General features: G+C 67.7%; 11 protein-coding genes. 10 read left to right on the plus strand and 1 reads right to left on the minus strand.

Annotation, left to right across the window (positions count from 1 at the left end; genetic code table 11):
• The first annotated feature begins 29 nt into the window (after positions 1-29).
• Positions 30-815, plus strand: coding sequence for a Vgb family protein (locus tag ACSQ3N_RS25125; protein ID WP_436147766.1), 786 nt, complete (start codon positions 30-32; stop codon positions 813-815).
• 31 nt (positions 816-846) lie between these two features.
• Here ACSQ3N_RS25125 and ACSQ3N_RS25130 read toward each other — a convergent pair whose 3' ends face one another.
• A complete protein-coding gene (locus ACSQ3N_RS25130) occupies positions 847-1,239 on the minus strand; it encodes a VOC family protein (protein WP_436147767.1) in 393 nt (130 codons plus the stop codon).
• A 356-nt stretch (positions 1,240-1,595) separates the two neighbouring features.
• On the opposite strand from ACSQ3N_RS25130, the gene ACSQ3N_RS25135 reads away from it, so the two are divergent.
• From ACSQ3N_RS25135 to ACSQ3N_RS25175, 9 genes are all read left to right on the plus strand, one after another.
• Positions 1,596-3,224, plus strand: coding sequence for an ABC transporter substrate-binding protein (locus ACSQ3N_RS25135; RefSeq protein WP_056411253.1), 1,629 nt, complete (start codon positions 1,596-1,598; stop codon positions 3,222-3,224).
• Between the two features lie 390 nt (positions 3,225-3,614).
• The gene (locus ACSQ3N_RS25140) at positions 3,615-4,589 is read left to right on the plus strand and encodes an ABC transporter permease (protein WP_436147768.1); all 975 of its coding nucleotides are present in this window, start codon (positions 3,615-3,617) and stop codon (positions 4,587-4,589) included.
• A gap of 18 nt (positions 4,590-4,607) precedes the next feature.
• A complete protein-coding gene (locus ACSQ3N_RS25145; protein ID WP_436147769.1) occupies positions 4,608-5,576 on the plus strand; it encodes an ABC transporter permease in 969 nt (322 codons plus the stop codon).
• Complete coding sequence (locus ACSQ3N_RS25150; RefSeq protein WP_436147770.1) at positions 5,576-6,583, plus strand: ABC transporter ATP-binding protein; 1,008 nt, start codon at positions 5,576-5,578, stop codon at positions 6,581-6,583. The genes ACSQ3N_RS25145 and ACSQ3N_RS25150 overlap by 1 nt, the downstream gene beginning before the upstream one ends.
• Positions 6,580-7,590, plus strand: a complete 1,011-nt coding sequence (locus tag ACSQ3N_RS25155; RefSeq protein ID WP_436147771.1) for an ABC transporter ATP-binding protein — start codon at positions 6,580-6,582, stop codon at positions 7,588-7,590. Before ACSQ3N_RS25150 ends, ACSQ3N_RS25155 begins: the two co-directional genes overlap by 4 nt.
• Positions 7,591-7,638: 48 nt before the next feature.
• A complete protein-coding gene (locus ACSQ3N_RS25160) occupies positions 7,639-8,571 on the plus strand; it encodes an alpha/beta hydrolase (protein WP_436147772.1) in 933 nt (310 codons plus the stop codon).
• Between the two features lie 75 nt (positions 8,572-8,646).
• On the plus strand, positions 8,647-9,774 hold the full coding sequence (locus tag ACSQ3N_RS25165) for a M20 family metallopeptidase (protein WP_056171102.1): 1,128 nt from the start codon (positions 8,647-8,649) through the stop codon (positions 9,772-9,774).
• A 41-nt stretch (positions 9,775-9,815) separates the two neighbouring features.
• A complete protein-coding gene (locus tag ACSQ3N_RS25170; protein WP_436147773.1) occupies positions 9,816-10,439 on the plus strand; it encodes a flavin reductase family protein in 624 nt (207 codons plus the stop codon).
• A 139-nt stretch (positions 10,440-10,578) separates the two neighbouring features.
• Positions 10,579-11,709 carry a PDDEXK nuclease domain-containing protein gene (locus ACSQ3N_RS25175; RefSeq protein ID WP_056171107.1) on the plus strand — a complete coding sequence of 377 codons (1,131 nt, stop codon included), beginning with the start codon at positions 10,579-10,581 and terminating at the stop codon, positions 11,707-11,709.
• Positions 11,710-11,769 lie beyond the last annotated feature (60 nt).

The raw sequence follows: 11,769 nt of genomic DNA on the forward strand, positions 1-11,769 counted from the left end.
CCACGGGCACCCACCCAGGAGCTACCGCCATGACCACCGCGACACCCCACGCCACGCCCAGTGCCACCCCCACGGCCAACTCCACCACCGCCGCAAACACTGCCGCAGACACTGCCTGCAGCAGCCAGCCCGGCGGCACCCCGCCATCGCACCTGCAGATTCCCATTGCCGCGCGCCAGCCGGCCGAGGTGGTGCGCGAGTACGGGCCGTTCGGCACCGCGAGCGCGGTCCACGGCGTGACGCACGACGGCCACCGTGTGTGGGCCGCCACGGGCGAGCAACTGGTGGCGTTCGACCCCGCCAGCGGCGCCACCGCGCGCACGCTCGACGTGGTGTGCGACGCAGGCACCGCCTTCGACGGCACGCACATCTACCAGATCGCCGAGTCGCGCATCGACAAGATCGACCCGGCCACCGGCCAGGTGCTGGCCACCATTCCGGCACCGGGCGGCGGCAACGACTCGGGCCTGACCTGGGCCGAAGGCAGCCTGTGGGTGGGCCAGTACCGCGACCGCAAGATCCACCAGATCGACCCCGCCACGGGTGCCATCCGCCGCACCATCGAATCCAACCGCTTCGTCACGGGCGTGACCTGGGTGGACGGTGAGCTGTGGCACGGCACCTGGGAGGGCGACGAAAGCACCCTGCGCCACATTGACCCCGCCAGCGGCGCGGTGCTGCAGCAGCTGGACCTGCCGCCCGGCGTGGGCGTGAGCGGGCTCGAGTCCGACGGAGCCGGGCTGTTCTACTGCGGTGGCGGCGGCAGCGGCAAGGTGCGCGCCGTGCGCCGGCCCCCGGCCCGCACCGCGGCGTGAGGGTGAAAAAGAAGAAGAAGCAACGACGCCTTCAAGCCGCAGCGGGCTTGGGCGGGCGGTGCAGCGCGCACAGCTTGTTGCCGTCCGGGTCGCGCAGGTAGGCCAAGTACAGCGCGCCCGACGGGCCTTCGCGAAAGCCCGGCGGGTCTTCGCACGTCGTGCCGCCGTTGGCCACGCCGGCTGCGTGGAACGCGTCGGCCTGCTCGGGCGACTGCACCGCAAAGCCGATGGTGGCGCCATTGCCCTGCGTGGCGGGCTCGCCGTTGATGGGGGTGGAAATGGCGAAGGTGCCGTTGGGGCCGCGGTAGAAGTAGCGGTTCTTGTTGGCCACGCCGGGCGGCACACCGAGCGTGCCCAGCAGCGCGTCGTAAAACTTCTTGGACACTTCCAGGTCGTTCACACCGACCATCACATGACTGAACATTGTTGTTGTCTCCGTTGGGCCCCTGCAGGGGCGGGTTGTGGGCAGGGGGATGTTACTGGCTCATCGGTGCGTGAGCCGGTCGCCAGCGTGCCACGTTGCGCGCATGCGGGACGCCCGGATGACCTCCACCGCCTGTCCCGCATGCACCACATGCTATTGAATACATAGCATGCCACCCAGGCAGCGCCATGTTGCCCACGCCCCGGCAGGCGACTGCGCGCACGCGCACTGCGGAATACCCGAGTGGGGTTCTGCCCCTGGATGAACCGATAATATGCATACATAGCGAACGCGGGCCCCACGGCCGGTTCGCTGCGTGTGTTTCATCGAGTGGTTGATAAAAAAGGAATCCGAAAATGAATGTAGGCATCCGAAAGACCGTGTCCGCCCTGGCGGGTGGTGTGGCAGTGTCGGTGTGTGCGGTGGGCGTGGTGCACGCGCAGTCGCTCACCATCGCGTTGGCCGCAGAGCCGACGGCGGCCGACCCGCACTATCACAAGATGACGGCGAACGATGCCTTTTCGGCGCACGTGTACGACTCGCTCGTGGCGCGCAACGCCAAGATGGAGCTGGTGCCCTCGCTGGCCACGTCGTGGAAGAACCTGGACGACCTGACGTGGGAGTTCAAGCTGCGCCCCGGGGTCAAGTTCTCCAACGGCAAGCCGTTCACGTCCAAGGACGTGCTGTTCACCATCTGCCGCACGCTGAACAACGAGACCAATGTCTCGGAGTCGTACACCGACACCACCAAGCGCATTACCGATGTGAAGACGCCCGATGACCTGACCGTCATCATCAAGACCATCGCGCCGCTGCCGCTGCTGCCCGCTGAAATGGCGCGGTCGTTGCCCATCGTGTGGAGCGGCATTGCGCAAAGCGGCAAGCTCGCGTTCGCCCCCAAGACGGGCTGCGGCGTGACCGGTGCCTGGCCCACCGTGACCGACTTCAACACCGGCAAGACGGCCATCGGCACCGGCCCGTATTTGATGAAATCCTACGTCAAGGGAACCGGCATCCAGCTGGAGCGCAACGATGCCTACTGGGGCGAGAAGCCGCACTGGAAGACCGTGAAGATGGTGCCCGTGCCCAGCGCCGGCCCGCGTCTGACGGGCCTGCTGTCGGGCGACTACGACGTGATCGAAAACCCCGCCGCGCGCGACCTGACCCGTGTGAAGGACAACGCCAAGTTCGACTTCGTCGCCACGCCGTCGACGCGCCTGGTGTTCCTGCAGCCCGACATCGGCCGCAACCCCAGCCCGCAGGTGAAGGCCGCGGACGGCAAGAACCCGCTGCAGGATGTGCGCGTGCGCCGGGCCATGAACATGGCCATCGACCGCAAGGCCATCGTGCAGCGCATCATGGACGGCATGGCCACGCCCGCCTACCAGTACATGCCCGACGGCATGTTCGGCGCGCTGCCCCAGGCCCCCGAGATCAAGTTCGACCCCGAAGGCGCCAAGAAGCTGCTGGCCGAAGCCGGCTACCCCAATGGCTTCGAGCTGACGCTGTCGTCCACCAACGACCGCTACGTGAACGACGCCCAGGTGGCCCAGTCGGTGGCGCAGTACTTCACGCGCATCGGCATCAAGACCAACGTGGATGCGATGACGGCATCGATCTACTTCCCCAAGCGCGCCAAGCGCGAGTTCAGCCTGCCCATGGGCGGCTGGCCTGCGGAAACGGGCGAGGCATCGGCGCTGTTCCAGCTGTGGGTGGCATCGCTGGATGCGCCCAAGGGCCAGGGCACCAGCAACTACGGCGCGAACTACAACCCCGAGTTCGACAAGCTGTACCTGCCGGCTGCCGACCTGGTGGACCCCGCCAAGCGCAAGGCCGGCCTGGAAGCCGCGACCAAGTTCGCGCTCGACAACGTGGCGCTGATCCCGCTGCACTTTGAAAGCAGCATCTGGGCCTTCAAGAAGGGCCTGAGCTACGAAGGCCGCCGCGACCAGTACACGCTGGCCACCTCGGTCAAGCCCAAGTAAGCCGTCGCGGGTCAGTGAACGATACGGGGTGCGCCTAGGAGCCTGGCGGACTTGGAGCGTCGAAGCGAAAATTGGCCCCAGCAAGGACAGTTTTTGCCGGATTTGCAGCCTCATAGCACGGCTATGGGGCAAAAAGACGGTAAGAAATGGACCGCTGCGGTCAATTTGCAGCCGACGATTTCCAAGTCCGACAGGCTCCTAGAGCACTCCGTATTTTTATTTTTCCTTCAGCGCCACGTCGCGCCCTCCTCGCGCAATGCCGCGCAATGCCGCGCCCAGCCACGTCGTCACAGGCCAGCCATGTCCAAAGCCCCCTTCTTCACCCTGCCCAGCGGCAGGCGCCGTGCCGCTGAGCCGAGGCTTCCATCCATTTCGCGAGGGGGTGCCTGAGTGTTCATCTTCATCCTGCGAAGGCTCATGCAGAGCCTTTTTGTCCTGCTGGCCGTGTCGCTGGTGGTGTTCTTTGCGGTGTATGCCGTGGGCGACCCGATCGAACTGCTGGTCAATGCCGAAGCCAGCGAGGCCGACCGCCTGGCGATGATCAAGCGCCTGGGGCTCGACCTGCCCATCTGGCAGCAGTACACGAGCTTTCTGGTGCGCGCGCTGCAGGGCGACCTGGGCACCTCGTTCGTGCACGGCATCCCTGCCATCGAGCTGATCGTGCAGCGCATTCCGGCCACGCTGGAGCTGGTGCTGGTGGCGATCACGCTGACCATCGTGGTGGGTATTCCGCTGGGCCTGATCGCCGGCCTCAAGAACGACAAGCCCACCGGGCGCGGGCTGATGGCGGGCTCGGTGCTGGGCTTTTCGCTGCCCAGCTTCTGGCAGGGCATGGTGCTGATTTTGTGTTTTGCGGTGTGGCTGCAATGGCTGCCCGCCGCGGGGCGCGGCGACACGGTGGCGGTGTTCGGCGTGCCGCTGTCGCTGCTGACGGCCGACGGATGGAAGCACGTGATGCTGCCGGCCGTGAACCTGGCGCTGGCCAACATCGCGCTGGTGCTGCGGCTCACGGCCACGGGCGTGGTGGACGCCAAGACGCAGGAATACGTGAAGTTCGCGCGCGCCAAGGGCCTTAAGCCCCGGCGCATCCTGACCCGCCACATCCTGCGCAACATCTTGATCCCGGTGGTCACCGTGATCGGCATGGAGTTCGGCACGCTGATCGCCTACTCCACCATCACCGAAACGGTGTTCGCCTGGCCCGGCATGGGCAAGCTGCTGATCGACAGCATCTACCAGCTGGACCGCCCGGTGGTCGTGGCCTATGTGCTGCTCGTGACCTTCATCTTCGTGATGATCAACATGCTGGTGGACATGCTGTATGCCGCGCTCGACCCGCGCGTGCAGCTGCAGGAATCGGAATAACCGCGGGCACCGACAACGATGACAATTCCAGAATCTCCCCCCACGCCGGTCGCGCCGATCACCCCGAAGACGTCGAACACACCGATCACACCCGCCCCATCCGCCGCGACACCGCTGTCGGACACGCCGCGGCGCCGCGCCATCCTCAAACATCTGCGCAGCCGCCCGTCCGTCAAGGGCTCGGTGATCGCGCTCATCGTCCTGCTGCTGGTGGTCATGCTGGCGCCGTTCCTGGCGCCGCAGAACCCGTATGACCTGGCGGCCCTGGACCTGATGGACGGCCGCTTGCCGCCAGGCTCCAAGAGCATGGACGGCCTGACCTACTGGCTGGGCACCGACAGCCAGGGGCGCGACATGCTCAGCGCCATCCTGTACGGCCTGCGCATCAGCCTGACCGTGGGCCTGGCCGCCGTGGCGCTGGCCACGGTGATCGGCAGCCTCGTCGGCCTGGTGGCGGCCTACATCGGCGGTTTTGTCGACACGGTGCTGATGCGCATCGTGGACTTCATCCTGGGCTTTCCGACCATCCTGGTGGCGCTGGTGCTGCTGGCCATGCTGGGCCGCGGGGTGGACAAGGTGGTGATCGCCATCGTGACCGTGCAGTGGGCGCACTACGCGCGCATCATGCGCAGCCGCGCGCTGCAGGAGCGCCGCAAGGAATACATCGAGGCGGCGCAGAACCTCGGGTTCCCAGCGTGGCGCATCATGCTGCGCCACCTGCTGCCCAACTGCCTGGGCCCGGTGATGGTGTTCGCCACCATCCAGATCGCCAATGCCATCGTGCTCGAAGCCACGCTGTCGTTCCTGGGCGTGGGCGTGCCCATCACCGAGCCGTCGCTCGGCCTGCTCATCGCCAACGGTTTTCAGTACCTGCTGTCGGGCGACTACTGGATCAGCATGTTCCCGGGCCTCGCGCTGCTGCTGTTGATCCTGACGATCAACGTGATCGCCGACCGCCTGCGCGCCGCGCTGGACCCGAGGGGCTGATGATGACCACGACGACGACCACAACAACCCCTTTGCTTGAAGTGCGTGGCCTGCACACCGTTTTCCATACCGAAGAAGGCGCCTGGCCTGCCGTGAGCGGTGTGGACCTGTCCATCCAGCCCGGCGAGATCGTGGGCCTGGTGGGGGAGTCCGGCTCGGGGAAATCGGTCACCGGTTTTTCCATCTTCGGCCTGATCGACCCGCCGGGCGAGGTGATCGCCGGCGAAGTGCTGTTCCAGGGCCAGGACCTGCGCGGCCTGACCGAAGAACAGATGCGCCGGTTGCGCGGCAACCGCATCGCGATGATCTTCCAGGACCCGCTGATGACGCTGAACCCGGTGCTGCGCATCGAGGAGCAGATGCTCGAAGCCATCCAGACGCACCACCCCGAGGTCTCGCGCGCGGCGGCCCTGCAGCGCTGCGTGCAGGCGCTGGAGATGGTGGGCATCCCCGCCCCCGCATCGCGCCTGCGCAACTTCCCGCACGAGTTCTCGGGCGGCATGCGCCAGCGCGTGGCGATTGCCATTGCGATGCTCAACCAGCCCGCGCTGATCATCTGCGACGAGCCGACCACGGCGCTGGACGTGACCATCCAGGGCCAGATCCTGTACCGCATGCAGGAGATCTGCCGCACGCACGGCACGGCGCTGGTCTGGATCACGCACGACCTGGGCGTGATCGCCGAGCTGGCCGACAAGGTGGCCGTGATGTACGCGGGCAAGATCGTGGAGTCCGGCCCGGTGGCGCAGGTGCTGGACGCCCCGGCGCACCCGTACACCCGCGGCCTGCTCGATTCGCTGCCCGGCGCCATCCAGCCCGGCGAGCGCCTGCGCCAGATCAGCGGCATGGCGCCCACGCTGAGCAACCGCCCCGCAGGCTGCGCCTTTGCACCGCGCTGCAGCCGGGCCCTGCCGCAGTGCGCCACCACCGAGCCCGACCGCACGGTGGCCGGCGGCCGCACCTACCGCTGCTTTGCCCCCCTCGTTGCCCTGGACCCTGCCGCATGAGTACGACCCTGCCTCCCGTCATCGAGCTGCGCAACGTCCACAAGCGCTTTACCAAACACCAGGACCTGATCGGGCGCGCGCTGGAGCTGGCGCGCAAGAAGCCCGTGCCCCGCACCGTGCATGCCGTCAACGGCGTGAGCCTGTCCATCGCGCCCGGCGAGGTGCTGGGCCTGGTGGGCGAATCGGGCTGCGGCAAATCCACCCTGGGCCGTGTGGTGGCCGGCCTGCACCACCAGACCGAGGGCGAGCTGCGGTACCAGGGCGCCGACGTGGCGGGCCTGAACCGCGCCGACAAGCTGGCCTACACGCTGGGCGTGCAGATGGTGTTCCAGGACCCGCAGGCCTCGCTCAACCCGCGCCAGCGCCTGCACCAGATCCTGGGTGAGGCGCTGCAGGTGCACAAGCTCGCGCCCGCAGCCGAGATCCCCGCGCGCATCGACCAGGCGCTGGCCGAGGTGGGGCTGGCCGCCGAGTACCGCGACCGGCTGCCGCACCAGCTCTCGGGCGGGCAGCGCCAGCGCGTGGGCATTGCCCGGGCGCTGATGGTGTCGCCGAAGTTTCTGGTGTGCGATGAACCGGTGGCGGCGCTGGATGTGTCCATCCAGGCGCAGGTGATCAACCTGTTCATGGACCTGCGCGCGCAGCACGGCCTGACCTACCTGTTCATCAGCCACGACCTGGGCGTGGTGCGGCATATCTCCGACCGCGTGGCCATCATGTACCTGGGCAAGATCGTGGAGATGTCGACCACGGCCGAGATCTTTGCGCGCGCCAACCACCCCTACACGCAGGCGCTGATGGCCGAGGTGCCGGACCTCGCGCGGCGCAAGCGCGTGTTCGTGCCGATAAAGGGCGAAATCCCCTCGCCGCTGAACCCGCCATCGGGCTGCACCTTTCACCCCCGCTGCCCCCACGCCATGCCGCGCTGCCGCGAAGAAGTGCCGCCGCTGGAAGCCATTGCGCCCGGCCACTGGTCGGCCTGCCACCTGAACCACACGGCCCCTTGAACCCGCCTGACCCCACCTGATCCACCCGACCCACCCGCCCCACCTGACATGCCCCACGAACCACGCCTTCAAAACCTGCGCGACGCCGTGCTGCGCGTGGGCCGCCACGCGGTCGACTACGGCAACGGCGTTGCGACCGGTACACCCGATGCGCGCACCATTACCCTCCACACCTACAGGCCCGCGCACGCCACCGCCCAGAGCCCCGTCGTGCTGGTGCAGCACGGCGTGATGCGCAACGGCGACGACTACCGCGACTTCTGGATTCCGGCCGCCGAGGAGCACGGCCTGGTCATCATCGCGCCCACGTTCTCCGACGCGCAGTGGCCCGACGTGGTGAGCTACAACAACGGCAACCTGCTGGCCACCACCGACCGCGCCGCGCTGGCCGACACCGCCCCCACCACCGCGCCCGAGGCCTGGTCGTACACCGTGGTCACCCGGCTGGTGGACGACCTGAAAGCCGCCGGGGTGCTGGCGGACCAGCCGCTCTACCTGTTCGGCCACTCGGCGGGCGGGCAGTTCGTGCACCGCCTGCTGAGCGTGCTGACCCCTGGCGTGTTCACCCAGGTCGCCGCGGGCAACCCGGGGTGGTACACGCTGCCGCTGCTCGACCTGCCCTTCCCCGAAGGGCTGAGCGGCACCCCGGCCGATGCCGACAGCCTGGCCCGCTTGTTCGCTGCCCCGCTCACGATCCTGGCGGGCGACCAGGACACCGAGACCCACGACCCGCACCTGCCGTCCGAGCCCGCCGCGCTGCGCCAGGGCCCGCACCGCTATGCGCGCGCGCTCAACTACTTCGCAACGGCCCAGGCCGAGGCGGCGCGCCGGGGCCTGCCGTTCGCGTGGCAACTGCACACCGTCGCAGGCATCGGCCACGACGGCGAAGCCATGTCGGCCGTGTGCGCGCACCTGTGGTTTCACCACCGCCTGCCCGACGCTGCGCAGCTGGCCGCGCTGGCGGGCCGGCACACGGCCTGACCGCGTCCGACCCGAAGCCGAACGCCAACGCGTCGCCCATCGCCCATCGCCACACCCTTTTTCGGAGCCGCCCCCATGACCTCACCCACCACCCAGTCCCTCGTCGATGGCATCACCGCGTGGATGCAATGCGAGTCCCCCACCAGCAGCCCCGAAGGCCTGGCGCGCATGGTCGCGGTCATGCAGGGCTATGCAGCAAGCGCCGGCCTGCAAGCCGCGGTCACGCCGCTGGGCGCTGCGGTGGGGCCGCTGCTGCACATCAGCAACCGGGCTGCGGGCGACGCACGACCGGGCCTCTTGATCCTGGGCCACTCGGACACCGTGCACCCCATCGGCACGCTCCAGGACAACCCCTGCCGCATCGAGGGCGACCGCTTCTATGGCCCCGGCGGCTATGACATGAAGGCCGGCATCTACCTGGCGCTGACCGCGCTGCGCGACCTGGCCGCCGCAGGCGCCACCGCGTTGCCGGTGGACTTTGTGGTGGTGCCCGACGAAGAGACCGGCAGCCACGCCTCGCGCGCACACATCGAGGCCTTTGCACGCAACGCGCGCTACACCCTGGTGTGCGAGCCCGCCCGCGCCAACGGCGGCAAGTGCGTGACGGCGCGCAAGGGCACCGGCATGCTGCGCCTGGGCGTGAAGGGCCGCGCCGCGCATGCCGGCGTGCAGCACGAGAAGGGCCGCAGCGCCATCCGCGAAATGGCGCACCAGATCCTGGCGCTGGAGGCCATGACCGACTACGCGCGCGGCGTCACCGTCAGCGTGGGCACCATCGAAGGCGGCACCGCCACCAACACCGTGCCCGACCGCTGCCGCTGCGTGGTGGACTTTCGCCTGCCCGACCTGCAGGCGGCGGACGAGCTGGTGGACAAGATGCAGGCGCTGCGCCCGGTGGGTGCCGACATGGAACTCGATATCGACGTCGAGGTGAACCGCCCGCCCATGGTCAAGAGCGAAGCCGTGCAGGCCCTGCTGGCCCGTGCGCAGGACTCGGCCCGCCACGCGGGCTTCACGCTGGAAGACGCCCCCATGACGGGCGGCGGCAGCGACGCCAACTTCACCTCGGCCCTGGGTGTGCCCACGCTCGATGGCCTGGGCGCCGATGGCGACGGCGCGCACACGCTGCACGAGCACATCCTGGTGTCCACGCTGGAAGCACGCTTGAACTTCTGGCGCCATCTGCTGGCGCATCTGGCGTAGGCTTCGGGGGAAGACCTCCACCACCGTCCAGCACAGCCCGCATGTCCACCACCACCTCCACCATCGCCACCGCTGCCCCCGAGCACTTCACCCCCGTCCCGCTCGACAAGGCCTACCGCCTGCTCAACCACGGCCCCACCGTGCTGGTGTCGGCCGCGCACGCCGGCCAGCACAACGTGATGGCCGCAGCCTGGGCCTGTGCGCTGGACTTTGCGCCGCCCAAGGTGACGCTGGTGCTGGACAAGGCCACGCGCACCCGCGAGCTGGTGGAGGCCAGCGGCGAGTTCGCGCTGCAGCTGCCCACCGTGCCCATGGCGGCGATGACCGTGGCCATCGGCACCGACAGCGCCAAGACCCACCCAGACAAGCTGCAGCAGCATGGCGTGCAGCTCTTCCACGCCCCCGGCCACGCCAGCACCCACATCAGTACCCACATCCCGCTGGTGCAAGGCTGCGCCGCCTGGCTGCTGTGCCGCGTCATCCCCGAGCCCCACAACCAGCAGACCTACGACCTCTTCATCGGCGAAGTGGTGGCCGCCTGGGCGGACGAGCGCGTGTTCCGCCACGGGCACTGGGAGTTCGACACTGCACCCGATGCGCTGCGCACGCTGCACTACGTGGCGGGTGGGCAGTTCTATGCGACGGGGGCGTCGGTCAGGGTGTGAGCGGTGGTGGTGGTGCGCGGGTGATGCACAGGTGATGCGCATGGGCCTGGAGCGCGCGGAGCAGATGAGGCTGGCCGCGCAAAACACTGTGCAAAAATACAGTCATCTGCGCATTTCACCCCCCGCCTGAGGACCCGCCATGACGAAGACGCCCCGCGCTGCTTCCGCCCTGACCGACCCCGAGTCGGCGCTGTTTGCCAGCATCCGCACGCTGATCGAGTCGGCCCGCAGCACGGTGGCCCGCGGCGTCGACCTGGTGCAGGTGCACACCCACTTCGAGATCGGGCGGCACATTGTCGAGTTCGAGCAGCAGGGGGAGCAGCGGGCGGGCTATGGAAATGCCTTGCTCAGTCTCTTGTCCGAGCGGCTGACCGCAGAGTTCGGCAAGGGCTTCGGGCGCAGCAATATCGCCTATTGCCGCAGCTTCTACCTGGCGTACCGGGAGCGCGTGCTGATTGTCCAGACAGCGTCTGGACAATCATCGCTGGCGCTTGGCACCGCGCCGTTTCAGATCGGCCAGACAGCGTCTGGACAATCTGAGCGCCCCTTCACCCTCAGCTGGTCCCACTACGTCTTCCTGCTGGGCATCAAGCATGCCGAGGAACGCAGCTTCTACGAAATCGAGTCCACCCAGCAGCAATGGACCTTGCGGGACCTCAAGCGCCAGTTTCAGAGCGGGCTCTACGAGCGCCTGGCCCTGAGCCGCGACCAGGACGGCATTCGCCAGCTGGCGCACCAGGGGCACACCGTCAGCCGCGCCAGCGACCTGCTCAAGGAACCGCTGGTGCTGGAGTTTCTGGGGCTGTCCGAGCAGGCCCGGTTTTCCGAATCGGACCTGGAGGCAGCCATCATCAGCCAGATCGAGCGCTTCCTGCTGGAGCTGGGCAAGGGCTTTCTGTTCGAGGCGCGCCAAAAGCGTTTCACCTTCGACGACGAGCATTTCTTCGTGGACCTGGTGTTCTACAACCGCCTGCTGCACTGCTACGTACTCATCGACCTGAAGCTGGGCAAGCTCACGCACCAGGACCTGGGCCAGATGCAGATGTACGTCAACTACTTCGACCGCCACGTCAAGACCGACACCGAAGCGGCCACGGTGGGCATCGTGCTGTGCAAGAAGAAGCACGAGGCGCTGGTCGAGATCACCCTGCCCCAGGGCGCCAACATCCACGCCAGGGAGTACCAGCTGTACCTGCCCAGCAAGGAAGAGCTGCAGCAAAAGCTGGCGGAATGGGCGGATATTGAGACGAAACAAGCCCCTGCCGCTTGATCAGCAAGCGCCAGCAGCTATCAAAAGCATAGTATTCGGCCTATTCGGCTCGTACAGTTC

This window comes from Acidovorax sp. LjRoot194, from assembly GCF_964253015.1.
Taxonomy (GTDB): Bacteria; Pseudomonadota; Gammaproteobacteria; order Burkholderiales; family Burkholderiaceae_C; genus Acidovorax.

Coding starts and splice junctions, on each gene's coding strand:
- ACSQ3N_RS25135 (WP_056411253.1), top strand. CDS start 1,596: ATGAATGTAGGCATCCGAAAGACCGTGTCCGCCCTGGCGGGTGGTGTG.
- ACSQ3N_RS25165 (WP_056171102.1), top strand. CDS start 8,647: ATGACCTCACCCACCACCCAGTCCCTCGTCGATGGCATCACCGCGTGG.
- ACSQ3N_RS25145 (WP_436147769.1), top strand. CDS start 4,608: ATGACAATTCCAGAATCTCCCCCCACGCCGGTCGCGCCGATCACCCCG.
- ACSQ3N_RS25160 (WP_436147772.1), top strand. CDS start 7,639: ATGCCCCACGAACCACGCCTTCAAAACCTGCGCGACGCCGTGCTGCGC.
- ACSQ3N_RS25130 (WP_436147767.1), bottom strand. CDS start 1,239: ATGTTCAGTCATGTGATGGTCGGTGTGAACGACCTGGAAGTGTCCAAG.
- ACSQ3N_RS25125 (WP_436147766.1), top strand. CDS start 30: ATGACCACCGCGACACCCCACGCCACGCCCAGTGCCACCCCCACGGCC.
- ACSQ3N_RS25150 (WP_436147770.1), top strand. CDS start 5,576: ATGATGACCACGACGACGACCACAACAACCCCTTTGCTTGAAGTGCGT.
- ACSQ3N_RS25155 (WP_436147771.1), top strand. CDS start 6,580: ATGAGTACGACCCTGCCTCCCGTCATCGAGCTGCGCAACGTCCACAAG.
- ACSQ3N_RS25170 (WP_436147773.1), top strand. CDS start 9,816: ATGTCCACCACCACCTCCACCATCGCCACCGCTGCCCCCGAGCACTTC.
- ACSQ3N_RS25175 (WP_056171107.1), top strand. CDS start 10,579: ATGACGAAGACGCCCCGCGCTGCTTCCGCCCTGACCGACCCCGAGTCG.